Source organism: Mycobacterium canetti CIPT 140010059 (assembly GCF_000253375.1).
Taxonomy (GTDB): Bacteria; Actinomycetota; Actinomycetes; order Mycobacteriales; family Mycobacteriaceae; genus Mycobacterium; species Mycobacterium tuberculosis.
Genome location: NC_015848.1, coordinates 1,207,396 through 1,232,320, shown reverse-complemented (window position 1 = coordinate 1,232,320; position 24,925 = coordinate 1,207,396). Strand labels below are relative to the sequence as shown.

Below are 24,925 nucleotides of genomic sequence, written 5' to 3'. Positions count from 1 at the left end.
TGTTCTGCACCACGTAGCCTCCGGTGACCGTAGTCGTCCCGAACTAGGTGGAGATCACCGTTCCACCGGTCGGGATCTCGGGTGGTGTGGTGGGTGGCGGAGTCGTTGGCGACGAGGTGATGGGGGTCTGGTCGATGGTGACGGCTTGACCGTTGATCAGCAGATTTGTCGGTGGCGAGTAGCCGCCGGTTTGCGCTGCTTGGTAGCCGACGGTGATCGAGTCCACGGGGGGTGCCGTTATAGCTCTCGGGCGTCAAGAGTGTACTGCGTGCCCGACTGGGCAAGTTGAGCGCAGCACGCGTTCGAAATAGAGGCATTTTCAGGCAAAGTGAATTGCAACCGCCAATCGGTCATCGAAGTCGCGCCCGAATTGGGTGATCGTGTAATTGGCCACGTAGCCACCATCCCATTGCGAGGCGACCGCATACGTCGCCGCTATTCCGCCATCGACGCCCGTGGAAGACGCGGTCGCGCTTGCCGTGGTCATGATGGCGCTTGTGCCCCTATCGGCGATGCTCGCTGTGTTGTCGGAATTCGGGTTGGCCGCCGCAGCCGAAGTGCCGCTGTTGCCGGAGCCGCCATTGCCCGTCACCTGACCGGCGACGGCGTTGACGGCGCCCCGCACCTGCCGCGCGATGCTCTGCAGCTGTGACGCATTGGCGGCCTCGGCGCCGGCGAAAGACTCCGCACCCCCCAGTCAAGGTGCGCACAAACAGGGTTTGAAACGCCGCCACCTGCGCGCTGAGGGCGTGATATTCCTCGGCGTTTGCGTTGAACAGCCTAGCGATGGCCGCCAACACTTCATCGCCACCGGCGGCCAGCACTCCGGTTGTCGCGGCGACCGCCGCGGCGTTCGCAACGCTAACCGCCGAGCCAATCCCGTCGATATCCGTTGCCGCCGCCGTCAACGCCGCTGGTGTGGCAATCATGTATGACATCCGCAATCCTTTACCCACATATAACGGTTTTATATATAAATCATCATAAGCACTTCAGACCGATGAATCACGTTCCTATCACGTGATTATCATTGTTTGACAACGGACCCTATAACGGTTTTATCACTGTACAACTAATTTCCATAAAGTCTTTAGAGTTCGACGCGCCCAGCCAATGCATCGAAAACCGATTCAACCGCCAGCCGGGAAGCGTGGATCCCGTCGCTTCGATAGGGCGGCGGAACGTAGGGGATCGACGCGTGTGGCGTACTGTAGTCACGCAGCGCGCGCAGAAGTCGACGTCGCGAAACTCCGCCAGTGGGCCCTCGGTGGCCGGACAAGCGTTGTTCCCCCGAGGTGCGGATCACCAGGTCGGGATCGGGTTGCCCCGAGGTATTCAGGTTTTCGCAGATGGCTTCTACGGCCACCGCGTCGACGAATTCGCGACGGTCGCCGTAGCCCACGCACGGCAAGCTCGTCGGGATCGCACACAGGTTTTCTGTGGACAGCAGGCAGACGGTAACCAGTCCGATGCCATCAAGCGGCTACGGCTGCGCAAGCTGTAGTAGACGCACTCAGACCGGACTGGATTCGCCCGCACGGACGCGGACACCGACGCCTCGCCGCGATCACGGCAGCGGCGCCGAACCTACCCGTTCGCCCCCGGCTCGCCGAACAGCAGCCCGCTGAGGCCGCCGGCACCACCTGACCCGTTCGGCACCCCGGTGCCGCCGGCCCCGCCGTGGCCGCCGTTGCCGATCAGCTGGGCGTCGCCGCCGTGACCACCGGCCGCACCGGCACCGGTGCTGCCTGGGGTGGGGCCGCCGTCGCCGCCGATGCCGCCGGCCCCGCCGCCGCCACCGGCGCCGCCGTCGCCGAACAGCCAGGGTCCGGTGGCGCCGTTGCCGCCGACACCACCACCACCACCGGCGCCGTTGAGACCGAAGTTGGTCGGCCCAGGGCTAAAACCGGCTTTTCCGCCATTGCCGCCGTTACCACCGGCACCACCGGCACCACCGGTCCCCAACAGCCACCCGCCGGCGCCGCTGGCGCCGCCGCCGCCATTGCCGCCGGCCCCGCCGGCGCCACCGTCCCCAGCGTCACCGCCCTGACCGCCGGGGGTTGCGACTCCGCCGCGGCCTCCGTCGCCGCCGGCCCCGCCGCCGCCGCCGGCGCCGCCGACGCCGTACAGCAACCCTGCGGTGCCGCCGGTGCCCCCGGCACCACCGCCACCGCCGCCGGCACCGGAACCGGCGTCGACATTGTTTATGGCGGTGCCCAAGCCGCCGAGGCCGCCGACCCCGCCGCCGCCGCCGACTCCACCGGCGCCACCAGTGCCCAACAGCCTGGCGTTGCCGCCAACACCACCGGCCCCACCCATGGCGCCCTCACTGCCCGCCGAGGGGGTGGCGGCGCTGATGCCGCCGAAGCCGCCGGCGGCGCCGGCACCACCGGCCCCACCAGCCCCACCGTCTCCGAACAGCCCGGCGGTGCCGCCGGCACCACCGGCACCGCCGATGCCGACCGAGCCGCTGCCGGGGTTACCGGCGGGGGCGTTGATACCCCCGGCCGAGCCCAAGTTGCCGGCACCGCCACGGCCGGCGGCGCCGCCGTCGCCACCGGAGCCGCCGGCACCACCATTGCCGAACAACCACCCACCGTTGCCTCCGGCCCCACCGGCGCCGCCGGCTGCGGCGTCGCCGCCGATCCCGCCGACGCCGCCGTTGCCGGGGTTGCCGAACAGCCCGCCGGCGAGCCCCGGCCCGCCGAAGCCGCCTTCGCCGGAGTCACCGGCGTCGCCACCCGCGCCGCCGAGGCCCCCGACGCCGAACAAGCCGGCACGCCCGCCAGCACCGCCGACACCGCCGACGCCGCCGACGCCGCCGTTGCCGCCGGGGCCGCCACCGGATCCGAATAGGCTAAATACACCGGCGCCGCCGGCGCCGCCCTGACCGCCGGTACCACCGTCCCCGCCGGGTCCGGCGGCACCACCGCCGCCATACAGCCACCCACCGGTGCCACCGGCGCCACCGGCGCCACCTGCCCCGCCGGCGCCGCCGTCGCCACCGGAAAGGCCACTTAAGCTACTACTGAAGGTGACGCTCTGAGCACCGAGGCCGGCGCCGCCGCCGGTCCCACCCACCCCGCCGGCACCACCGCCGCCCCACAGCCCGGCGGCACCCCCGGCGCCGCCGACACCACCGGCGCCCCCGGCGCCACCGGCGCCGCCACGGTTGCCTAACCCGCCGGTGCCGCCGGCACCGCCGACACCACCATCCCCACCGGCACCGGCGTCGCCGTACAGCCACCCGCCGGCACCGCCGGCACCGCCGACACCGCCGGCACCGCCGACACCGCCGGCACCGCCGGCACCGATCGTCCCCTCGAAGCCGCCGGCGCCAGCCACGCCGGCACCACCCGCCCCGCCGGCACCCCCGTGGCCCCACAACCCGGCGGGTCCGCCGACACCGCCGGCGCCGCCGGCACCGCCGGCGCCGCCGGGCACGCCGGGCGCTACGCCGACACCGCCGGTGCCGCCGGCGCCGCCGTTGCCGTACAGCCATCCGCCGGCGCCGCCGTTGCCGCCGGCCGCGCCGGGCCCGCCGCCGCCCCCGAATCCACCGTTGCCGATCAGCCCGGCGGCACCGCCGTTGCCGCCGGCCATTCCCACGGTCGTGCTGGTGCCGCCGTTGCCACCGTTGCCGTACAGCAACCCGCCGGGCCCGCCGTCTTGTCCCGGCCCGCCGTTGGCGCCATCACCGATCAGCGGGCGCCCAAAAATCCGCTCGAAGCGCATGTTGATCGCGGCCAACAGGTCTTGTTCCACGCTCTGCGCCGCCGAAACGTTGACCGCCTCCGCAGCCGCATAAGCCCCGCCGGCACCCGTCAACGCCTGCATGAACTGGGCGTGAAACGCCGACATTTGGGCGCTCACCGCCTGATACGCCTGACCATGCGCCCCAAACAGCGACGCGATTGCCGCGGAAACCTCATCAGCACCCGCGGCCAACACCGCGGTGGTCGGCGCCAACGCCGCGGCGTTGGCCTGCGCCAGTGTCGACCCGATGCCCGCTAGATCCGAAGCGGCCGCCGCCAACACCTCCGGCGCCACGACTACAAACGACATCGCCTTACTCCGATCAGTCCAGCATCGGATGTCCCGCATGGATCAGTCGATGGTATCGCTATCCAGGATCCCAAACACCGGGTTTCACCTGGGCAGATTGCACAGCATGACGAGCCGGCCAATGTGCACTCTGCGCAGGCAGCCGAACAGCGCAACATAGGCGTCCTGCGCCGGATTCACCTGCCGTAGCGGCGATGCCTCGCACTGTAGTCACGCAGCGCGCGTAGAAAATCGACGTGGCGAAACGCCGGCCAGTGCGCCTCGGTGAACCACATCTCCGAGTAGGCGCTTTGCCACAGCAAGAACCCGGACAAGCGTTGCTCGCCGGAGGTGCGTATCACCAAATCGGGGTCGGGTTGGCCTGAGGTGTACAGGTTTTCCGAGATACCCTCGACGGTCACCGCGTCGACGAGTTCCTCCGCGGTGGCCCCGTTGGCGAGTTCCTTGCTCAACAACGCGCGCACAGCGTCGACGATCTCGCGGCGCCCGCCGTAGCCAACAGCAACGTTGACATGAAACGAGGCCACCTCCGGGGTGGATTCCACCGCACCGCGCAGCCGCCGGGCCGGTTCCTCGCCGATCAACCCCAGATCCCCGACCGTCCGCACACTCCAGTGGTTGGTCGGTGCGCAGATCTCTTCCACGACATCGGTGATGATCTCGATGAGTGCTGCAAGCTCGTCGGGATCGCGCTGCAGGTTTTCGGTGGACAGCAGATAGACGGTGGCCAGTTCGATGCCGGCTTCTTGGCACCACCGCAGCATTTCGGCGATCTTGGCCGCACCCATCCGGTAGCCGTAGCTGACATCGTCGTAGCCCGCGCTGCGCGCCCATCGCCGGTTGCCGTCGCACAGCACGGCTATGTGCCGGGGCAGGTCGGATTTCGAGGCGGCCAAGCCCTGCCGCAGGCGCAGCTCGTAGAGCCGGTACAACGGCTCTTTGAGCCGCGGCGGGATGATCTCCACAGATACCCAGACTACTGTGACCCAGACGTCGAGTCAGATGTCCGCTACCTAGCCCGACTACTGTGTTCGACGACACCCACCGGCAAGCACAAGACGAGGCAACAGGCGAAATGAGCGGCCAGGCCGACACCGCCACCACCGCGGAAGCAAGGACGCCGGCCCACGCTGCCCACCACCTCGTCGAAGGTGTCGCCCGTGTCCTGACCAAACCGCGCTTCCGCGGCTGGATCCACGTGTATTCCGCCGGCACCGCGGTGTTGGCCGGTGCGTCGCTGGTCGCGGTGTCGTGGGCGGTGGGTTCCGCCAAGGCGGGCCTGACGACGCTGGCCTACACCGCGGCCACGATCACCATGTTCACCGTCAGCGCCACTTATCACCGGGTCAATTGGAAATCCGCGACGGCCCGCAACTGGATGAAGCGGGCCGACCACTCGATGATCTTCGTGTTCATCGCCGGCAGCTACACGCCGTTCGCGCTGCTGGCCTTGCCGGCCCACGACGGGCGCGTGGTGTTGTCGATTGTTTGGGGCGGTGCGATCGCCGGAATCTTGCTGAAGATGTGTTGGCCGGCGGCGCCGCGCTCGGTCGGGGTTCCGCTGTACCTGTTGCTGGGTTGGGTGGCGGTCTGGTACACCGCGACGATCCTGCACAACGCCGGGGTGACCGCGTTGGTGTTGCTGTTTGTTGGCGGCGCGTTGTACAGCATCGGCGGCATTCTCTACGCGGTACGCTGGCCCGACCCGTGGCCGACGACGTTCGGCTACCACGAGTTCTTCCACGCCTGCACCGCGGTGGCGGCGATCTGCCACTACATCGCGATGTGGTTCGTGGTGTTCTGACCCGGCACGCCCAGGGCGGTCGCGAGCGTGAAAATTGCGACGCGACACGCCGACAACGCGTCGTGGATTTCACGGTGGACGGGTGCCACCCGAGTCCGCTAGCCGGGTACGCCCAAAGCGGTGGCGAGTTCGGCCGCGCTGGTCACCGGCAGATCGCAGACCCGGCCCCGGCATACGTAGGCGGCGTCGGCGCCGGCCACCCGATCCCGGCCGACCAGCAGCGCCGACGAACCCGCCGCGCCGCCCACGACGATCGCCCCGCCCGGGGCCAGCCGGCGCGCGTCGGCCAGCAGGGACGACCGCGGCAGGTCGCACGCGACGGCGATCTGCAGCGGTCCGCGCACCACCGCCTCGGCGACCGCCAGCCAATGCCCGGCCGACCGCGGCGCCCGAGCCAGCAGCACCGCATGCGCCCGTAGCGTGTCGGCCGCCAGCTGCCAATACCGCTCGGCGCGAGCACCGTCGACCACATGGCCCGCCGTCAGCAGCGCCTCGGCGATCGACGAAGCGCCCGACGGTGTCGCCCCGTCCAGCGGATCGGAGGGCCGCAGCATCAGCCGCTCGGCGTCGTCGGCGGTGTCGAACCAGCGACCGGGGCGCTGCGGGTCGCCGAAATGCGCCACCGCGGTGTCCAGCAATCCGGTAGCCGCCGTCAGCCACGCGCCCTCGGAGGTCAGCTGGTAGAGCGCCAGCAGCCCGGTGGCCAGCATCGCGTGGTCCTCCAGGATGGCGGCGCTGTCGCCGACCACCCCGCCCAGGCTGGCCCGGCGCAGGCGGCCGTCGACGACGTGCAGGTCCAGCAGCCTGGTCGCGCAGCGCCGCGCGGCGTGCGCCAACGCGGGGTCGTCCAGGGCCACGCTGGCTTCGGCCAGCGCGGTGATCGCCAACCCGTTCCAGGACGTGACGACCTTGTCGTCGCGGGCGGGCTGGGCCCGGGCCAGGCGGGCCACCAGCAACGCGGAGCGGACCCGGTCCAGACGCGCCGCGTCGTCGGGGTCGGCGGGCAACTGCAGCACCGACGTCCCGTGCTCGAAGTTGCCGGCCTCGGTCACCCCGAAAACCTCTGCCGCCCAACGGCCGTCATCACCGCCGAGCACCTCGGTCAGTTGCGCCGGCGTCCAAACGTAGGTCGAACCCTCGCGTCCGTCGGCGTCGGCATCCAGCGACGAGGTGAACATGTCGGCCGGTGCTTTGCTGCCCAACTCGTCGAGCAGAAATCGCGCGGTCTGGGCGGCGACCCGGCGGGCCAACGGATCCCCGGTACGGCGGGCCCAGTGCGCGTAGGCACGCAGCAGCAGCGCGTTGTCGTACAGCATCTTCTCGAAATGCGGTACCACCCAGGCACCGTCGACGCTGTATCGGGCGAAACCGCCGCCGAGTTGGTCATAGATGCCGCCACGGGCCATGGCGTTTCCAGTGCGTGCGACCGCCTCCAGCGCCGCCGGTGATCGGGTGCGCTCGTAGTGCCGCATTAGCGCTTCCAGCAGTGCCGACGGCGGGAATTTCGGCGCACCGCCAAATCCGCCATGCGCCCTGTCCTGCTCACGCAGCACGGCCGCCACCGCGTCGTCACACAGCTCCGGCGCCACCTCCGGGCCACCCCAGGGCAGCCCCGAAGCCATCGAGCGCAACTCGGCGGCGATATGGTCAGATGCCTGCTCCACCTCAGCGCGGCGTTCCCGCCAGGTTTCGGATATGGCCGAAAGAAGTTGCAGGAAAGCCGCTTTCGGGTAGTAGGTGCCGCAGAAGAACGGCCGGCCGTTGGGGGTGAGAAAGCACGTCATCGGCCAGCCGCCCTGCCCGGTGAGCGCGACGGTGGCGTTCATGTAGACCGCGTCGATGTCGGGCCGCTCCTCCCGGTCGACCTTGATACAGACGAAGCCCGCGTTCATGGCCGCGGCCACCTCGTCGTCGTCGAATGACTCGTGGGCCATGACGTGACACCAGTGGCAGGCGGCGTAGCCGACGGACAGCAGGATCGGCACCGCGCGCGCGGCCGCCTCCGCCAGTGCCTGCGGCGTCCACTGCTGCCAGTGCACCGGGTTATCAGCGTGCTGGCGCAGGTACGGGCTGGTGGCCAGCGCGAGGGTATTCGTCCCGGACGGATTAGGCGGACTCATGCGGGGGTCCCGGTGGTCGGGCCGGTCCGTCGCGGTCGGTGCCCTCGTCGGCTGCCTGGTCGAACTCGGGGTGATCCGGGTCGAACGACTTGGGAACTTTCTTCAGTTGCTGGTTCATCGAACGCACCAGAAACAACGTGGCGATCACCAATAGCACGATCACCAGCAACCCCACCGGGCTAGCCTTCCCGAAATCGGGTCCGGTGTTACCGGGCCCGCCCTCAGCAATCACGCTGAGCAGAATCTGGTTCACGGCTCGATCCCGGCGAACAATTCGGTCTCCGGTGGGCGCGCGGGGATACGCGAGCGAGCCAACTCGAATTCCTCGGTCGGCCACAGCCGCTCCTGCCAGGCAAGAGGGGCGGCGAAGAATTCGGCGTTCGGGTCGATCTGGGTGGCATGCGCGCGCAACGCATCGTCGCGTTGGCTGAAGTATTTCGAGCACTCGACCCGGGTGGTCACTCGGCTGGTGAGAAAGTCATGGTCGGGGTCCCAGTACGCCAGCCATTGTTCGAATGGGCCGCGTTGGCCGTGCCGGGCGAACTCATCCTGCAACATCTGCATCCGCTCCCGCAGGAAGCCGTGGACGTAGTACAGCTTGGACACCGTCCACGGCTCACCCGCGTCGGGAAACCGGCAAAAGTCGCCGGCCGCCTCGTAGGCAGCCACCGAAACCTGATGGCAGCGAATGTGGTCGGGATGTGGGTAGCCGCCGTTCTCGTCGTAGGTGGTCATCACGTGCGGCCGAAACTCGCGAACCACCCGCACCAGCGCCTCGGTGGACACCTCCAGCGGTACCCGCGCGAAGCAGTCATCAGGCAGCGGTGGCGGTAAATCACCCTTAGGTAGCCCGGAGTCGACGAAGCCCAGCCAGGTGTGCTCGACACCGAGGATCTCGGCCGCCTTGGTCATCTCGTCACGCCGGATCTCGGCGATGCGCCCATGCACGTCCGGCAGGTCCATCGCCGGGTTGAGGATCTCGCCGCGCTCACCACCGGTCAACGTCACCACCAGCACGCGATGACCCTCGTCGGCGTAGCGCGCCAGGGTGGCCGCGCCCTTGCTGGACTCGTCATCGGGGTGGGCGTGCACCGCCATCAACCGCAGTTCGCTCACGTGCCCCCTTGTCCGTCCGCCTGGCTGCCCCCTTAAGCCTATAAGTGACCCTATAATTCCGGTTTGTCGAAGCGTTGCATCCCGCCGGCGTGAACCCAGGCATGACCCACACCCCCATTCCGCGACCAGACGCCCGCTACGGACGCCCGCGACTGTCCCGCCGAGCGCGGCGCCGTGTCGCGATCGCCCTGGGGGTGCTGGTCGCCGCGGCCGGCATCGTCATTGCCGTCATCGGCTACCAACGGATCAGCACCAGCGCCGTCACCGGTTCGCTGGTGGGCTATCGACTGGTCGACGACGAGACGGCATCGGTCACCATCAGCGTGACACGTTCGGACCCGTCCCGACCGGTGGCCTGCATCGTGCGAGTTCGGGCAACAAACGGCAGCGAGACCGGCAGACGTGAGCTGCTAGTCCCACCGTCCGAGGCAACCACCGTGCAGGTGACGACGACCGTGAAATCCTCCCAGCCGCCGGTGATGGCGGACGTATACGGTTGTGGCACCGAAGTGCCCAGCTACCTGCGCCTCCCCTGACCGTGGTGGTAGCATGGATCGATGCACGGTCCTGCCGGGGCCGTGTATTGCTGCATTAACGGCCGTACGCAGAACGGAGCGGCGGCAACCCGGGGTGAGACCCCAAATATTCCCGACAGTGCTGCTGGCAGGGATCCGAAACTTGCCCGACTACGCGGGAACGACAACACGAGGAGCGCGACGAGATGACGGATACTCAAGTCACCTGGTTGACCCAAGAGTCACATGACCGACTCAAAGCCGAGCTCGACCAGCTGATTGCGAATCGCCCGGTCATCGCCGCCGAAATCAACGACCGCCGCGAAGAAGGCGACCTGCGCGAGAACGGCGGATACCACGCCGCCCGCGAGGAGCAGGGCCAGCAGGAGGCCCGCATTCGCCAGCTGCAGGACTTGCTCAGCAACGCAAAGGTTGGCGAGGCACCCAAGCAATCCGGCGTCGCATTACCCGGTTCTGTGGTCAAGGTGTACTACAACGGCGACAAGTCGGACAGCGAAACGTTCCTCATCGCCACCCGCCAGGAGGGCGTCAGCGACGGCAAGCTCGAGGTCTACTCGCCGAATTCACCGCTCGGTGGGGCCCTGATCGACGCCAAGGTCGGCGAGACCCGCAGCTACACGGTGCCCAACGGCAGCACCGTGTCGGTGACCCTAGTCAGCGCCGAGCCGTACCACTCCTAAGTACCCGCGAGCAGACGCAGAAGCCCCCAAAACCGGCGGTTTTGGGGCTCTTCTGACACTTCCGTGGGTGAGTTTGTGTCCTGAGTAGGCGCACGTCGTTGTGGCTTAAGGTTTCTGGCTTGTCAAGGATCAGAAACACAAGGAGCCGACAACGACGTGCGCAATGTGAGGCTATTTCGTGCGCTGCTGGGTGTCGACAAGCGCACCGTGATTGAGGACATCGAATTCGAGGAGGATGACGCCGGAGACGGTGCGCGGGTGATCGCCCGGGTGCGGCCACGAAGTGCAGTGTTGCGCCGCTGTGGTCGCTGCGGTCGCAAGGCGTCCTGGTATGACCGCGGTGCGGGCCTGCGCCAATGGCGCAGTCTGGATTGGGGCACCGTCGAGGTGTTCTTGGAGGCCGAGGCGCCGCGGGTGAACTGCCCCACCCATGGGCCGACGGTGGTGGCGGTGCCGTGGGCGCGTCATCATGCCGGGCACACGTATGCTTTCGATGACACGGTGGCCTGGCTGGCGGTGGCGTGTTCGAAGACCGCGGTGTGCGAGTTGATGCGGATCGCCTGGCGCACCGTCGGGGCGATCGTGGCCCGGGTCTGGGCCGACACCGAAAAGCGCATTGACCGGTTCGCGAACTTGCGCCGCATCGGTATCGATGAGATCTCCTACAAGCGCCACCACCGGTACCTGACGGTGGTCGTCGATCACGACAGCGGCCGGTTGGTGTGGGCCGCCCCGGGCCACGACAAGGCCACCCTGGGCTTGTTCTTCGATGCCCTGGGCGCTGAGCGGGCCGCCCAGATTACTCACGTTTCGGCCGATGCCGCGGACTGGATCGCTGACGTGGTCACCGAGCGCTGCCCGGATGCGATTCAATGCGCCGATCCGTTTCATGTGGTGGCCTGGGCCACCGAGGCGCTCGACGTCGAGCGGCGCCGAGCCTGGAACGACGCACGGGCGATCGCGCGCACCGAACCCAAGTGGGGCCGGGGCCGGCCCGGTAAGAACGCCGCACCACGTCCGGGCCGCGAGCGGGCACGGCGGCTCAAGGGCGCCCGCTACGCGCTGTGGAAGAACCCCGAGGACCTCACCGAACGCCAAAGCGCCAAACTGGCCTGGATCGCCAAGACCGATCCCCGTCTGTATCGCGCCTACCTGCTCAAAGAGGGCCTGCGGCATGTGTTTTCGGTCAAGGGCGAGGAAGGTAAACAGGCCCTGGACCGGTGGATCTCCTGGGCCCAGCGTTGTCGCATCCCGGTATTCGTCGAGCTTGCCGCCCGCATCAAACGCCACCGGGTGGCCATCGACGCCGCCCTCGACCACGGCCTATCCCAAGGCCTGATCGAATCCACCAACACCAAGATCCGCCTACTGACCCGGATCGCGTTCGGATTCCGCTCACCACAAGCCCTCATCGCCCTAGCCATGCTCGCCCTCGCCGGCCACCGCCCCACCCTGCCAGGCCGACACAACCACCCACAGATCAGTCAGTAGAGCCGGTTTTGGGGTGCTTTCGCGTCTGCTCGCGGTAGTTAACCCAGGGCCTGTTCGAGATCGCCGAGCAGGTCGGCAATGTCTTCGATACCGACCGAAAGCCGCACCAGATCGTCGGGCACCTCCAATTGCGAACCGGCCGTCGACGCATGGGTCATGGCGCTGGGATGTTCGATCAGCGACTCCACCCCACCCAGCGACTCGGCCAGGATGAAGACGCGGGTCTTGGCACACAGGTCCTGCGCCGCACGCCGACCGGCCCGCATCCGCACCGAAACCATGCCGCCGAAGCCGCGCATCTGTCGCGCGGCAATCTCATGCCCGGGATGACTGGGCAAACCCGGATACAACACAGAACTCACCGACGGATGATCAGCGAGGAATTCCGCTACCGCACAGGCATTTTCACTGTGCCGCTGCATCCGCAGCACCAAGGTCTTCAGGCCGCGCATGGTCAGGTAGGCGTCGAATGGTCCGGGCACCGCGCCGGCGCCGTTCTGCAAGAAAGCGAACTCCTCGTCCAGCTCTTCGTCGTTGGTGACCAGCGCACCTCCCACCACGTCGGAATGGCCGCCGATGTACTTGGTAGTCGAGTGCAACACCACATCGGCGCCCAGCCGCAACGGCTGCTGCAACGCGGGTGAGGCAAAGGTATTGTCCACCAATACTTTTGCCGATCTGTCTGTGCCCAGCTCGGCAATGGCCGTGATATCGGCGATCGACAGTAGCGGATTGGTGGGCGTCTCCACCCAAATCAGCCGGGTGCGCGGAGTAATCGCGGCACCCACCGCATCCAGATCGGCAAGCCGCACCGGCGTGTACTGGACATCCCACCGGGTGAACACCTTGTCTATCAACCGGAATGTGCCGCCGTAGGCGTCATCGGGAATGACGACGTGGTCTCCGGGCCGTAACATCGCCCGCAGGGCGCAGTCGGTCGCGGCCATCCCGGAACTGAATGCCCGCGCGAAAGCACCCTCCTCGACTGCCGCCAGCGAGGCCTCCAATGCGGCCCGGGTGGGGTTGCCGGTGCGTGCGTATTCGAAACCGCCACGCAGACCGCCGACGCCGTCTTGGGCGAAGGTGCTGCTGGCGTAGATCGGCACGTTCACCGCCCCGGTCGCCGGATCCGGGCGGTAGCCAGCGTGGATGGCGCGGGTGGCCGGTCCGCTGATTCCCTGGTGTCCCGTGCGGTCTTCGCTCATCGGACGGTCGGGTGGGCAGTGCAGTCCCGGATCAGATCGGCACGCACACCGTCGTCATGATCTTGTCCGCCAACGTTTGCCGTTTAGCGTCCCACAGCGGAAACAGGAACCCGACGAAGCAGATGATCGCGTCGATAAAGTGGGCAAGCTGGCGTACCACCGACATCCCGAAGCCGATTGGTTGCCCGGTGGTCTCGCTGACCACCTTGAACTTCAGCACCGACTTGCCGATGCTCGACCCGGTGGTGCCCTGGCGATAGCCGTAGTTCCAGACCAGGTAAGCCAATCCGCCCACCGACAACAACCACTGCACCAACTGGCCGATCATCGACGGCTGGGAAACGCAGAACTGGCCGACGTCGTACTCACTAATGCTGGTGACGCACGACGACGTCTGAGTGACCAGCATGATCACCCAACCGATGCCAACCAGCACTACGTATGGGGCCCAGTCGATGAATGCCGCCAGCACCCGGGTAATCCACGGCGTGTAGGACTCGGTCGGCATCGTACGAATCGCCGGTCCGGGCGGCGGCGGCGCGTAACCGCCGGCCGACGGCGGAGGCGGCGGGTAGGCCCCCCCGCCAGGCGGTGGCGGCGGAGGCGGGTAGCCACTGCCGCTCGAGGGCGGAGGGGGCGGAGCGTAACCACTGCCGCCGGGTGGTGCAGCGGGAGGTGGCTCATGCCCACCGGACGGCCCAGGCGGTGGCGGGGGCGGTGGGTACGACCCGCCGGGGGGCGGCTGTTCGGTCATGGGCACACCTTCCACTGAGGTTCAGCTGAACTAGGGTGAACTAGGCGGGACTACAGTACCTGAGGACCGGATTCACCGGAACGCCCGGCGGTGAGATGAGCCACGGGGCCCAATGGGTCAGTGCCCACGACCTGTGCGGCACTGGCCGCCTGCCGTAATTGTTTGTAGCCGAACTAAATTGCGGCGCGCCTGCCTGCGCGACTACCGCCGTCCCGCCCCCTCCGACAAGAAGCCCAACAAGTCGTACCGGGTAATGACCCCAACCGGCTTGCCTTCCTCCACCACCATCAACGCATCCCAATCACGCAACGCCTTGCCGGCCGCACTGACCAATTCACCGGCGCCTATCATCCGCAGCGGCGGGCTCATGTGTGCCGACACGGCGTCGGCCAACTTGGCGCGGCCCTCGAACACGGCCGAGAGCAGCTCGCGTTCCGAGACGCTACCGGCGACCTCGCCGGCCATCACCGGCGGCTCGGCGCCGACCACCGGCATCTGCGACACCCCGTACTCGCGAAGAATCCCGATGGCGTCGCGCACGGTCTCCGACGGATGGGTGTGCACCAGGGCGGGCAGCGCGCCGGACTTGCGGCGCAACACATCACCGACGGTGGATTGCTCGGTCGACCCGTCAAGGCGGCTGCGCAGGAACCCATAGGACGACATCCACGCGTCGTTGAAGATTTTCGACATGTAGCCCCGGCCGCCGTCGGGCAACAGGACGACGATCAACGCGTCGGGCCCGGCTTCCTCGGCGACCTTGAGCGCGGCAACCACCGCCATCCCGCACGACCCGCCGACCAACATCGCCTCTTCGCGGGCCAGCCGCCTGGTCATGTCGAACGAGTCGGAGTCGGACACCGCGATGATCTCGTCGGGCACGCTCGGGTCATAGGCCGCCGGCCAGAAATCCTCGCCGACCCCCTCGACCAAATACGGTCGGCCGGCACCGCCCGAATAGACCGATCCCTCCGGGTCGGCGCCGACGATGCGTACTCGGCCCCCGGACACCTCTTTGAGGTACCGGCCAGCGCCGGTGATGGTACCGCCGGTGCCGATGCCAGCCACGAAATGGGTGACCTTGCCCTCGGTATCGGCCCAGATTTCCGGGCCGGTGGTCACATAATGGCTTGCCGGTCCCTCCGGGTTGGCGTACTGGTCGGGCTTCCAGGCACCGTCGATATCACGGACCAACCGGTCCGACACACTGTAGTAGCTGGCCGGATCGTGCGGCGGGACCGCCGTCGGGCACACCACGACCTCGGCGCCGTAGGCGATCAACACATTGCGTTTATCCTCACTGACCTTGTCCGGGCAGACGAACACGCACTTGTAGCCGCGGCGCTGAGCGACCAACGCCAGACCAACGCCGGTATTGCCGGACGTGGGTTCGACGATGGTGCCACCCGGCTTCAGCTGACCGCTGGCCTCGGCGGCTTCGATCATCTTCACCGCGATCCGATCCTTGGAGCTGCCGCCCGGGTTGAGATACTCGACCTTTGCGGCCACGGTTCCGGCGCCGTCGGGTACCACGGAGTTCAGCCGAACCAGTGGGGTACCACCAATGAGTTCACTGATATGTTGCGCGATCCGCATGCGTTCATCGTCTCAGGCGCCTGCCGGCCAGGCACACGCGCTCCGTCGGCATCCCGCTACCCGGTGGCCTCGCGGATGTACTCCCCGATCTGACGCAACGAGCGGATCGCCTCGGGCAGCATCGACGCCGCAACCTGAAAGTCGTGGACCTGGCCCGGCCATACCCGGACCTCGGCCGGCACCCCGGCCGCCGCCAGTTTGGCCGCCGCCAACTGAGCGTCGTGCAGCAATACCTCGGAGCCCGACACGTGAATCAGTGTCCGCGGCAGCCCCGGTGTGATGTGCTCCAAGGGCTCATAGAGCTCTTCGGGTTCGCCGTCTACCTGGTTCCTCGCTGCTGCGCTAGCAACCAATGCGTCAAGCGCATCGAACGCCCTTGCCGGGAACATCGCATCGGTTTTGATGTTGGGATGCGCCTGCTTGTGTTCCTTTGCTAGCTGCAGCAGTGGCGAGATCGCGACTAGAGCCGCCGGCTCCTCCCCCACTTCCTGTAGCCGCTGCGCGAGAGCGAGCGCAAGATACCCGCCCGCGGAATCGCCCGCTAGCACGATCTGCTCCGGCTCATAGCCCAACAGCCTCAGCCACCGGTAGCCGTCGTGACAGTCGTCGAGCGCCATCCCGATCGAGTGCTTGGGAATCAACCGATAGTCGACCACCAGAACAGGCGAGTCAGCGAACTTAGAGAGCAACTCGACGAGTCGTCCATGCGAATTTGCTCCACACGTCAGAAACGCGCCGCCGTGCAGGTACAGGACGGCGCGTCGAGTGCCGTCCGCCGGCAACACACCCGACGCCCGAACCAGTTGGGCGGACGCATTAGGCAGGCTCACCGCGGCCCTTACGGTCGTTGACGCTGGGAGCAGAACCCGGGCAGCCTGGTCGATGACACCCCACGGCCAGGGCGCATGCGGAAGATAGCTACCGACCGCTAGCACCGGCCGGACCGCCACTCGTGACGCCAGCGCAGCTAATCGCGCAACAAGACTTGGACCAGACTCGACGACCTCCACCGGGGCGCCGTCGCTGATCGCAAACTTGCGTGCCTCGAGTCTACGTGCCTTCAACACGTCGCGCGGCGAAATGACAACTCTGGGTGAGCCGGATACCTTACTGGGTGCAGTCATGCCCAACACTTCCTACGCCGTTGTAGTCCGATACAGCATGTGACGAAGCGGCTGAGCCTCTGGCTCAGCCAACCCCGCGAACTTAGCTTGACAGTCTTTTTTAGGTGCCACAGCCAAAGAGTCTGATTCGATACCACATTTGGTCCACACCGTGACGGGTTTGTTCGTCAGCTACCCACGAAATCGGCACAACCGTCCTAAACTGATCCCGTGAGCATGCGCGTGCCACGGCGTTCCACGATCGCTTTGGCCACCGCGGGTGCACTCGCCTCGACGGGCACGGCCTATCTGGGCGCACGCAACCTGCTGGTCGGTCAGGCGACCCACGCGCGCACGGTAATTCCCAAATCCTTCGACGCACCGCCCCGCGCCGACGGCGTATACACCCGCGGCGGTGGGCCCGTGCAACGGTGGCGACGCGAAGTGCCCTTCGACGTGCACCTGATGATCTTTGGTGACTCGACGGCGACGGGATACGGCTGCGCTAGCGCTGAGGAAGTACCGGGCGTGTTGATCGCCCGCGGACTCGCCGAGCAGACCGGCAAGCGGATCCGGCTGAGCACCAAAGCCATCGTCGGCGCCACCTCGAAAGGCGTCTGCGGTCAAGTCGATGCGATGTTCGTGGTCGGTCCGCCGCCGGATGCGGCGGTAATCATGATTGGCGCCAACGACATAACGGCACTCAACGGCATTGGCCCCTCTGCGCAACGGCTGGCCGACTGCGTACGCAGGTTGCGCACCCGCGGAGCGGTAGTGGTGGTCGGCACTTGCCCCGACCTCGGCGTCATTACCGCCATCCCGCAGCCGCTGCGCGCGCTAGCGCACACCCGTGGTGTGCGGCTGGCCCGCGCCCAAACGGCAGCCGTCAAGGCGGCCGGTGGGGTGCCGGTGCCGCTAGGACATCTACTGGCTCCCAAATTCCGGGCAATGCCCGAGCTGATGTTCTCCGCCGACCGCTACCACCCGTCGGCGCCCGCGTACGCCCTGGCGGCCGATCTGTTGTTCCTTGCGCTGCGCGATGCGCTGACCGAAAAGCTCGATATCCCAATTCATGAAACGCCGTCCCGGCCTGGAACCGCCACCCTCGAGCCGGGCCACACGCGACACAGCATGATGTCGCGGCTGCGGCGGCCCCGGCCGGCCCGGGCCGTGCCGACCGGTGGGTAGCGACTACATTTGACCTAAACTTCATCACGTCTTGTCCATGCCGGGAGCCGTCATGCCAGAAGCTGTCATCGTCTCGACTGCCCGCTCGCCGATTGGCCGGGCCATGAAAGGATCGCTGGTCGGCATGCGGCCCGACGACCTGGCCGTCCAGATGGTGCGCGCCGCGCTCGACAAGGTTCCGGCACTGAACCCCCATCAGATCGACGACCTCATGATGGGCTGTGGCCTGCCAGGCGGTGAGTCCGGTTTCAACATCGCCCGTGTCGTCGCCGTCGCGCTCGGCTATGACTTCCTGCCGGGCACCACGGTCAACCGGTACTGTTCGTCGTCGCTGCAGACCACCCGGATGGCGTTCCACGCGATCAAGGCCGGTGAGGGCGACGCGTTCATCTCCGCGGGCGTGGAAACCGTCTCCCGGTTCGCCAAGGGAAACTCCGACTCCTGGCCGGACACCAAGAACCCGCTGTTCGACGGGGCTCAGGAACGTTCGGCCGCGGCAGCCGCCGGCGCCGACGAATGGCACGATCCCCGCGCCGATCAGAAGCTGCCGGACATCTATATCGCGATGGGCCAGACCGCGGAAAACGTCGCCATCATGACCGGCATCAGCCGCGAAGAACAGGACCGCTGGGGCGTGCGCAGCCAGAACCGGGCCGAAGAGGCGATCAAGAACGGGTTCTTCGAACGAGAAATCACGCCGGTCACCCTTCCGGACGGCACCACGGTCAGCACCGACGACGGCCCGCGACCGGGTACCACCTACGAAAAGGTCAGCGAGCTCAAGCCGGCTTTCCGGCCGAATGGCACCGTGACCGCGGGGAATGCCTGTCCGCTCAACGACGGGGCCGCCGCGGTGGTGATCACCAGCGACACCAAGGCCAAGGAATTAGGCTTGACACCGCTGGCGCGCATTGTGTCCACCGGGGTCAGCGGGCTGTCCCCGGAGATCATGGGCTTAGGGCCGATCGAGGCGTCCAAGAAGGCGCTGGAAAGAGCCGGGATGGCGATCACCGACATCGACCTGGTCGAGATCAACGAGGCCTTCGCGGTGCAGGTCCTGGGCTCGGCGCGCGAGCTGGGCATCGACGAGGACAAGCTCAACGTCTCAGGTGGCGCGATCGCCCTAGGTCACCCGTTCGGTATGACGGGCGCGCGCATCACCACCACGCTGTTGAACAACCTGCAGACCTACGACAAGACGTTCGGTCTGGAAACCATGTGTGTCGGTGGCGGCCAGGGCATGGCGATGGTGATCGAGCGCCTCGCGTGAGCGAGGCGCTCGAGTGCGTTGACTCTGCGTCCACCACGCAAAAGTGCGAGTAGGACACGTGGTGGGCGCAGAGTCAACGTCGTGATGTCAACGTGTCCCAAGCCTGCCGAACCCGGCGGACGACGTCGGGTCCCTTGTGGTCTGCCAGCACCCTGATGTGAGTCCAGCCGGCGCGCCGGATGTATTCCAGGCGTTCGACGTCTTTGACGAACTGGTCTCGGCTGAGACGGTGTTGCTCGCCGTCGTACTCGACCGCGAGCATGATGTCCTCCCATCCCATGTCGAGGAAATACTTTGGATACCCGTAGACGCCGAGCAAGGGGATCTGAGTGGACGGCCGTGGAAAGCCGGCGTTTATCAGCAAGAGCCGCAGCCACGTCTCCTTCGGCGACTGCGCACCTGGGTCGACGAGATCCAGCGCCTTGTCTAGTTGACGCAGCCCGCGAGTATGGGGGTGCTTCCTCGCGAGCTCCCTAACATCGTTGATCTTGAAATCGGTGGCATTGGCAAGCGCATCCAGTCTGGTTATCGCCTGACCTAAGGGTGGACGCCTGCCCAAGTCGAAGGCCGTACGTTCAACGGTAGTCACAGTAAGCCCGCACAAGCGCTGGACTTCGCCGTCGAGCAGTAGCTCATCCTTAGTCCGCACCCCGTTCGGCGCCCTGGCGTTGCGCCAGATCAACTCCACCAATGCGTGGTCATCGACCCATTTCGCGCCGTGCAGCGCTGATGCCGAAGCGCCGGCGATCACCCCTTTGCGGCCCGACCACAGCCAGGCCGCGATAACGCGTTGCCGCAGGGAGGGCTTCAGCCGCTTGTCCAGATAGACGTTGGGCATGATCGCGGTGTAGTACTTGCCCAGCTCATGCCAGCTGATGAGTCCCGCCGCCAACGCCTCGCTGCCGATGAACGGCTGTGCCCCCATCTCCCGCATGCGGGCATGGTGTCAGCACCCACCGACACAGCCGTTGATCCTGCGTCTACCACGCAAAAGTGCAAGTGGTCAGCCTGGTGGACGCAGAATCAACGGCCAACGAGCGCTACTCATTCTGTAGATAACTGAGCAGGCGCAGGATCTCGATGTACAACCAGACCAGCGTTACGGTCAGGCCTAACGCGACGCCCCATGCCGCCTTCTCCGGTGCTCCCGCGCGAATCATCTGATCAGCCGCATCGAAGTCGATCAGGAAGCTGAACGCCGCGATGCCGATGCACACCAGCGAGAAGATGATCCCCAGCGGTCCGGGGCTGCGTAAGCCCAAGCCTTCACCGCCGCCGACATTGAACATCGCCAGCACGAGGTTGCCGAGCATCAAGACCAGCACGCCGAACAGCGCAGCGACCACCATTCGGGTGAACTTGGGGGTGACCCGGATGGCCCCTGTCTTGTAGACGACGAGCATGCCGAAGAACACACCCATCGTCCCTAAGATGGCCTCCCCGATCAGCACCCCAGCATTCGCGGACGCCACCGTGAAGTTAGCCAAGACGAACGAGATGGCACCCAGGAACAGGCCCTCGAGCGCCGCGTAGCTGAGCACGATCGCCGGGTTGTCCTGCTTGCGGCCGAAGGTGGCCACCAGCACCAGCGCCAAACCACCCAAAGCCCCCACCAAGGTCAGCGGCATGGCCAGTGCGACGTTCGACGCAACCAGGAAGTAGGAGACGACGGCGGTGCCCGCCAACATAGCCAGCGTCAGGCCCGTCTTGGTCACGACATCGTCGATGGTCAGCGGGCGGGTGGCCTTTGCTTCCCGATAGGGCGCCAGGTAGGGATCGGCTGGGAATCCCTGCTGGGCGGTGCCAGTTCCGAATTGCGCGTATCCGCCCCGCTGCTTAGGCAACGAACGAAATACCGGGTTGCTTGTCTCCCGCACCGTCGGATCCTCTCTTGATGGCTATGGCTACGAGCTGTGCGAACATCCGCTCAACGATCAGTAGTAGGCCCGGGTTCCCGGCCAGCGTTGTCATCCGGGTACACGATAAACCTTAGCCCCCGCGGGCACCGCTGGGCGAGCCACGATCTAGATTGCTGGTCAAACTCTTCAGGGGAGGCGAGGCCCGTGACCGGCGAATCGCATGAGGTCCTGACAAACGTCGAGGGCGGTGTCGGATTCGTGACGCTCAACCGCCCCAAGGCGATCAACTCACTGAACCAAACCATGGTCGACCTGCTGGCCACAGTGCTCATGAGCTGGGAGCATGAGGACGCGGTGCACGCGGTGGTGCTCTCCGGAGCCGGCGAACGCGGACTTTGCGCCGGCGGGGACGTGGTGGCCGTCTACCACAGTGCCCGCAAGGACGGGGTCGAGGCGCGGCGGTTCTGGCGCCACGAGTATCTGCTCAACGCCCTGATCGGCCGGTTCGCCAAGCCCTACGTGGCGTTGATGGACGGCATCGTAATGGGCGGCGGCGTCGGCGTCAGCGCACACGCGAACACCCGGGTGGTTACCGATACCTCCAAGGTCGCGATGCCCGAAGTGGGCATCGGGTTCATCCCCGACGTCGGCGGGGTGTATTTGCTGTCGCGTGCACCCGGCGCGCTGGGTCTGCACGCCGCCCTGACTGGAGCGCCGTTTTCCGGCGCCGACGCCATCGCGCTGGGATTCGCCGACCACTTCGTGCCACACGGCGACCTCGATGCGTTCACGCAGAAGATCGTCACCGGCGGCGTGGAGAGCGCATTGGCCGCCCACGCCGTCGAACCTCCACCGAGCACGCTTGCCGCCCAACGTGATTGGATCGACGAATGCTATGCCGGCGACAGCGTCGCCGACATCGTTGCGGCGCTGCGGAAACAGGGCGGCGAACCGGCCGTAAATGCTTCCGACCTGATTGCCAGCCGCTCCCCCATCGCGCTGTCGGTGACGTTGCAGGCAGTGCGTCGCGCCGCCAAACTCGACACGCTAGAAGACGTGTTGATCCAGGACTATCGGGTGTCATCGGCGTCGCTGCGCTCGCATGACCTGGTGGAGGGCATCCGCGCGCAGTTGATCGACAAGGATCGCAACCCGAACTGGTCGCCGGCAACCCTGGACGCGATCACGGCGGCCGACGTCGAAGCCTATTTCGAACCGGTCGACGATGACTTGAGTTTCTAGAGAGGTAGCGCATGACGTACGAAACCATCCTGGTCGAGCGCGATCAGCGAGTTGGCATTATCACGCTGAACCGTCCCCAGGCACTGAACGCGCTCAACAGCCAGGTGATGAACGAGGTCACCAGCGCTGCAACCGAACTGGACGATGACCCGGACATTGGGGCGATCATCATCACCGGTTCGGCCAAAGCGTTTGCCGCTGGAGCCGACATCAAAGAAATGGCCGACCTGACGTTCGCCGACGCGTTCACCGCCGACTTCTTCGCCACCTGGGGCAAGCTGGCCGCCGTGCGCACCCCGACGATCGCCGCGGTGGCGGGATACGCGCTCGGCGGTGGCTGCGAGCTGGCGATGATGTGCGACGTGCTGATCGCCGCCGACACCGCGAAGTTCGGACAGCCCGAGATAAAGCTGGGCGTGCTGCCAGGCATGGGCGGCTCCCAGCGGCTGACCCGGGCTATCGGCAAGGCTAAGGCGATGGACCTCATCCTGACCGGGCGCACCATGGACGCCGCCGAGGCCGAGCGCAGCGGTCTGGTTTCACGGGTGGTGCCGGCCGACGACTTGCTGACCGAAGCCAGGGCCACTGCCACGACCATTTCGCAGATGTCGGCCTCGGCGGCCCGGATGGCCAAGGAGGCCGTCAACCGGGCTTTCGAATCCAGTTTGTCCGAGGGGCTGCTCTACGAACGCCGGCTTTTCCATTCGGCTTTCGCGACCGAAGACCAATCCGAAGGTATGGCAGCGTTCATCGAGAAACGCGCTCCCCAGTTCACCCATCGATGACGGAACCGGCTGCAGCGACGACCACCAACGCCAGCGACGAACCAGCTACCGGCGCTGAGCAGGCGGTCGACACCGCAGCAACTCCACAAACCCCTGAACCGCAACCGATCCGCAGCACTTGGTGGATTCGCCACTACACATTCACCGGCACCGCGATGGGCCTCGTTTTCGTGTGGTTCTCGATGACGCCGTCGCTGCTGCCGCGTGGTCCGCTGTTTCAGGGACTGGTCAGCGGAATCTGCGGCGCCTTCGGATACGGCTTGGGAGTCTTCGCCGTCTGGCTGGTCCGCTACATGCGCTCGCACAATTCCAGCCCGCCGCCACCACGCTGGGCGTGGCCGCCGCTGATCGCAGTCGGCGCGGTCGGCATGGTGGGTATGGCAGTGCAGTTTCATGTCTGGCAAGACGATGTGCGCGACCTGATGGGTGTCGAGCACCTGCGGTGGTACGACTACCCGCTGGCCGCCGCATTGTCGCTGGTCGTGCTGTTCACGCTGGTCGAAATCGGCCAGTTCATCCGATGGCTGTTCCGTTTTCTGGTGGGACAGGTCGATCGCATTGCGCCATTCCGAGTTTCGGCGGCCATTGTGGTGGTGCTGCTCGTGGTGCTGACCATCACACTGCTCAACGGTGTGGTGCTCAAGTTCGCGATGAATTCCATGAACAGCACGTTCGCTGCGGTCAACAATGAGATGAATCCGGATTCGGCACCGCCGAAAACCCCGCTGCGATCGGGTGGCCCGGGATCGCTGGTGTCGTGGGAGTCGCTGGGCCATCAGGGCCGAATTTTCGTCCACAGCGGTCCCACCATCGCCGACCTCACCGCGTTCAACGGCACCCCGGCCGTCGAGCCGATCCGAACCTATGCGGGGTTGAACTCGGCGGACGGCATCATGGCCACCGCGGAGCTGGCGGCGCGCGAGCTAGCGCGCACCGGTGGCTTGCGCCGCGCCGTTGTGGCAGTGGCCACGAGCACCGGAACCGGTTGGATCAACGAGGCGGAAGCCTCCGCGCTGGAGTACATGTACAACGGCGATACCGCGATCGTGAGCATGCAGTATTCGTTCTTGCCGAGCTGGCTGTCTTTCCTGGTGGACAAGGAGAATGCCCGGCACGCCGGCGAGGCGCTGTTCGAGGCGGTCGACAAGCTGATCCGTCAACTGCCCGAGTCGCAGCGCCCGAAGCTGGTCGTGTTCGGCGAGAGCCTGGGATCGTTCGGCGGTGAAGCGCCGTTCATGAACCTCAACAACATCCTCGCCCGCACCGACGGCGCGTTGTTCAGCGGACCGACGTTCAACAACACCGTTTGGAACTCCTTGACTGCGAACCGCGATGCCGGATCACCGCAGTGGCTGCCCATCTACGACGACGGCCGCAACGTGCGTTTCGTGGCCCGCGCACGCGACCTGCAACGCCCTGATGCGCCGTGGGGCAGACCGCGGGTGGTGTATCTGCAGCATGCCTCTGATCCGATCGCCTGGTGGACTCCCCGCCTGCTGTTTCGGGAGCCGGACTGGCTGCGGGAGCAACGGGGCTACGACGTCCTTCTCCAGACACGCTGGATCCCGGTGGTGACGTTCGTCCAGGTTTCGGCCGATATGGCGGTGGCTACGCATGTGCCGGACGGGCATGGTCACCGCTACGTCGCCACCGTGGCCGACGGCTGGGCCGCGGTGCTCTCGCCGCCCGGCTGGACACAGCAGAAGACGGAGCGGCTGCAGCCATTGCTGCACGCCAACGCCAAGCCCTTCGGCTCGTAGGGCGGGCAGCGGGTCGGCCGGTTTGGCGTGCGCCGTCGGCGTGGCGGCTAGCCCGAGCCCATATCGATGGACGACAAGACGGTGTTTGTCTAGGTGTTAGACATCATCAGCAAAACGGCAAATGTAAAGCTATTGGACACAGTCGACGTCATGAAACGGTACGAACATTCCCCTGGAAGACAAATCGGTGCTGCCATACCGCTCGACGACGACGCCCATCGTGCGACCAATAAAAATGTCTTGGGGAAAGATTTGTCGAACACTCTGCATTTCCGTTCCGGGCGTGCTTAGACTCGCGCCATCACGTTGACTCCGGTCCCGATATCCGTCGCCCGGCGATGAGGGAGATGC

Annotated in this window: 24 protein-coding genes and 1 pseudogene; 9 read left to right on the top strand and 16 right to left on the bottom strand. The window is 66.5% G+C overall.

What is annotated here, in order from left to right; genetic code table 11:
• Nucleotides 1-43 precede the first annotated feature (43 nt).
• The 7 genes and pseudogenes from MCAN_RS05795 to MCAN_RS05770 all read right to left on the bottom strand — a co-directional run bounded on the left by MCAN_RS05795 (nucleotide 44) and on the right by MCAN_RS05770 (nucleotide 5,030).
• Nucleotides 44-226, bottom strand: coding sequence for a hypothetical protein (locus MCAN_RS05795; RefSeq protein ID WP_003898724.1), 183 nt, complete (start codon nucleotides 224-226; stop codon nucleotides 44-46).
• An 11-nt stretch (nucleotides 227-237) separates the two neighbouring features.
• Complete coding sequence (locus tag MCAN_RS24090; protein WP_349839371.1) at nucleotides 238-354, bottom strand: hypothetical protein; 117 nt, start codon at nucleotides 352-354, stop codon at nucleotides 238-240.
• Entirely contained in the window at nucleotides 320-487 is a 168-nt protein-coding gene (locus tag MCAN_RS23465) for a PE family protein (RefSeq protein ID WP_003917409.1), read from the bottom strand. Before MCAN_RS23465 ends, MCAN_RS24090 begins: the two co-directional genes overlap by 35 nt.
• A gap of 16 nt (nucleotides 488-503) precedes the next feature.
• The gene (locus MCAN_RS24085; protein ID WP_003900271.1) at nucleotides 504-938 is read right to left on the bottom strand and encodes a PE family protein; all 435 of its coding nucleotides are present in this window, start codon (nucleotides 936-938) and stop codon (nucleotides 504-506) included.
• 152 nt (nucleotides 939-1,090) lie between these two features.
• Nucleotides 1,091-1,381: pseudogene (locus tag MCAN_RS24080) on the bottom strand (undecaprenyl diphosphate synthase family protein); the annotation flags it as partial.
• A 206-nt stretch (nucleotides 1,382-1,587) separates the two neighbouring features.
• Complete coding sequence (locus MCAN_RS05775) at nucleotides 1,588-4,065, bottom strand: PE family protein (RefSeq protein WP_014000600.1); 2,478 nt, start codon at nucleotides 4,063-4,065, stop codon at nucleotides 1,588-1,590.
• A gap of 176 nt (nucleotides 4,066-4,241) precedes the next feature.
• A complete protein-coding gene (locus tag MCAN_RS05770; RefSeq protein WP_014000599.1) occupies nucleotides 4,242-5,030 on the bottom strand; it encodes a (2Z,6E)-farnesyl diphosphate synthase in 789 nt (262 codons plus the stop codon).
• A gap of 110 nt (nucleotides 5,031-5,140) precedes the next feature.
• On the opposite strand from MCAN_RS05770, the gene trhA reads away from it, so the two are divergent.
• The gene (gene trhA, locus MCAN_RS05765; RefSeq protein ID WP_003901993.1) at nucleotides 5,141-5,869 is read left to right on the top strand and encodes a PAQR family membrane homeostasis protein TrhA; all 729 of its coding nucleotides are present in this window, start codon (nucleotides 5,141-5,143) and stop codon (nucleotides 5,867-5,869) included.
• A gap of 98 nt (nucleotides 5,870-5,967) precedes the next feature.
• On the opposite strand, the gene MCAN_RS05760 is transcribed toward trhA, so the two are convergent.
• The 3 genes from MCAN_RS05760 to mca are packed head-to-tail and all read right to left on the bottom strand — an operon-like array spanning nucleotide 5,968 to nucleotide 9,105.
• On the bottom strand, nucleotides 5,968-7,989 hold the full coding sequence (locus MCAN_RS05760; RefSeq protein ID WP_014000598.1) for a thioredoxin domain-containing protein: 2,022 nt from the start codon (nucleotides 7,987-7,989) through the stop codon (nucleotides 5,968-5,970).
• Complete coding sequence (locus tag MCAN_RS05755; RefSeq protein ID WP_014000597.1) at nucleotides 7,976-8,242, bottom strand: hypothetical protein; 267 nt, start codon at nucleotides 8,240-8,242, stop codon at nucleotides 7,976-7,978. The genes MCAN_RS05760 and MCAN_RS05755 overlap by 14 nt, the downstream gene beginning before the upstream one ends.
• Complete coding sequence (mca, locus tag MCAN_RS05750; protein ID WP_003405746.1) at nucleotides 8,239-9,105, bottom strand: mycothiol conjugate amidase Mca; 867 nt, start codon at nucleotides 9,103-9,105, stop codon at nucleotides 8,239-8,241. The genes MCAN_RS05755 and mca overlap by 4 nt, the downstream gene beginning before the upstream one ends.
• Before the next feature lie 101 nt (nucleotides 9,106-9,206).
• On the opposite strand from mca, the gene MCAN_RS05745 reads away from it, so the two are divergent.
• From MCAN_RS05745 to MCAN_RS05735, 3 genes are all read left to right on the top strand, one after another.
• Nucleotides 9,207-9,641 carry a DUF4307 domain-containing protein gene (locus MCAN_RS05745; protein ID WP_003405744.1) on the top strand — a complete coding sequence of 145 codons (435 nt, stop codon included), beginning with the start codon at nucleotides 9,207-9,209 and terminating at the stop codon, nucleotides 9,639-9,641.
• A gap of 185 nt (nucleotides 9,642-9,826) precedes the next feature.
• Complete coding sequence (gene greA, locus MCAN_RS05740; RefSeq protein ID WP_003405742.1) at nucleotides 9,827-10,321, top strand: transcription elongation factor GreA; 495 nt, start codon at nucleotides 9,827-9,829, stop codon at nucleotides 10,319-10,321.
• Between the two features lie 156 nt (nucleotides 10,322-10,477).
• The gene (locus MCAN_RS05735) at nucleotides 10,478-11,812 is read left to right on the top strand and encodes an ISL3-like element IS1557 family transposase (protein WP_014000151.1); all 1,335 of its coding nucleotides are present in this window, start codon (nucleotides 10,478-10,480) and stop codon (nucleotides 11,810-11,812) included.
• 38 nt (nucleotides 11,813-11,850) lie between these two features.
• On the opposite strand, the gene MCAN_RS05730 is transcribed toward MCAN_RS05735, so the two are convergent.
• From MCAN_RS05730 to lipU, 4 genes are all read right to left on the bottom strand, one after another.
• Entirely contained in the window at nucleotides 11,851-13,017 is a 1,167-nt protein-coding gene (locus tag MCAN_RS05730; protein WP_003405736.1) for a cystathionine gamma-synthase, read from the bottom strand.
• A 31-nt stretch (nucleotides 13,018-13,048) separates the two neighbouring features.
• Nucleotides 13,049-13,771 carry an RDD family protein gene (locus tag MCAN_RS05725; RefSeq protein ID WP_003405732.1) on the bottom strand — a complete coding sequence of 241 codons (723 nt, stop codon included), beginning with the start codon at nucleotides 13,769-13,771 and terminating at the stop codon, nucleotides 13,049-13,051.
• A 201-nt stretch (nucleotides 13,772-13,972) separates the two neighbouring features.
• Nucleotides 13,973-15,367, bottom strand: a complete 1,395-nt coding sequence (locus tag MCAN_RS05720; protein ID WP_003405730.1) for a cystathionine beta-synthase — start codon at nucleotides 15,365-15,367, stop codon at nucleotides 13,973-13,975.
• A gap of 56 nt (nucleotides 15,368-15,423) precedes the next feature.
• Nucleotides 15,424-16,491, bottom strand: a complete 1,068-nt coding sequence (gene lipU, locus MCAN_RS05715) for a lipase LipU (RefSeq protein ID WP_003405728.1) — start codon at nucleotides 16,489-16,491, stop codon at nucleotides 15,424-15,426.
• A gap of 222 nt (nucleotides 16,492-16,713) precedes the next feature.
• On the opposite strand from lipU, the gene MCAN_RS05710 reads away from it, so the two are divergent.
• Together MCAN_RS05710 and MCAN_RS05705 are read left to right on the top strand one after the other, a co-directional pair.
• Nucleotides 16,714-17,658, top strand: a complete 945-nt coding sequence (locus MCAN_RS05710) for an SGNH/GDSL hydrolase family protein (protein ID WP_003405726.1) — start codon at nucleotides 16,714-16,716, stop codon at nucleotides 17,656-17,658.
• A 52-nt stretch (nucleotides 17,659-17,710) separates the two neighbouring features.
• Complete coding sequence (locus MCAN_RS05705; protein ID WP_014000596.1) at nucleotides 17,711-18,928, top strand: acetyl-CoA C-acetyltransferase; 1,218 nt, start codon at nucleotides 17,711-17,713, stop codon at nucleotides 18,926-18,928.
• Nucleotides 18,929-19,001: 73 nt separating this feature from the next.
• On the opposite strand, the gene MCAN_RS05700 is transcribed toward MCAN_RS05705, so the two are convergent.
• The gene (locus MCAN_RS05700; protein WP_014000595.1) at nucleotides 19,002-19,853 is read right to left on the bottom strand and encodes a hypothetical protein; all 852 of its coding nucleotides are present in this window, start codon (nucleotides 19,851-19,853) and stop codon (nucleotides 19,002-19,004) included.
• 115 nt (nucleotides 19,854-19,968) lie between these two features.
• Nucleotides 19,969-20,805, bottom strand: coding sequence for a Bax inhibitor-1/YccA family protein (locus MCAN_RS05695; RefSeq protein WP_003405719.1), 837 nt, complete (start codon nucleotides 20,803-20,805; stop codon nucleotides 19,969-19,971).
• 186 nt (nucleotides 20,806-20,991) lie between these two features.
• Here MCAN_RS05695 and MCAN_RS05690 point away from each other — a divergent pair, with 186 nt between their 5' ends.
• The 3 genes from MCAN_RS05690 to MCAN_RS05680 are packed head-to-tail and all read left to right on the top strand — an operon-like array spanning nucleotide 20,992 to nucleotide 24,574.
• A complete protein-coding gene (locus MCAN_RS05690) occupies nucleotides 20,992-22,029 on the top strand; it encodes an enoyl-CoA hydratase/isomerase family protein (protein ID WP_014000594.1) in 1,038 nt (345 codons plus the stop codon).
• Between the two features lie 11 nt (nucleotides 22,030-22,040).
• Nucleotides 22,041-22,814 carry an enoyl-CoA hydratase gene (locus MCAN_RS05685; RefSeq protein WP_003405712.1) on the top strand — a complete coding sequence of 258 codons (774 nt, stop codon included), beginning with the start codon at nucleotides 22,041-22,043 and terminating at the stop codon, nucleotides 22,812-22,814.
• Entirely contained in the window at nucleotides 22,811-24,574 is a 1,764-nt protein-coding gene (locus tag MCAN_RS05680) for an alpha/beta hydrolase (protein WP_014000593.1), read from the top strand. The genes MCAN_RS05685 and MCAN_RS05680 overlap by 4 nt, the downstream gene beginning before the upstream one ends.
• Nucleotides 24,575-24,925 lie beyond the last annotated feature (351 nt).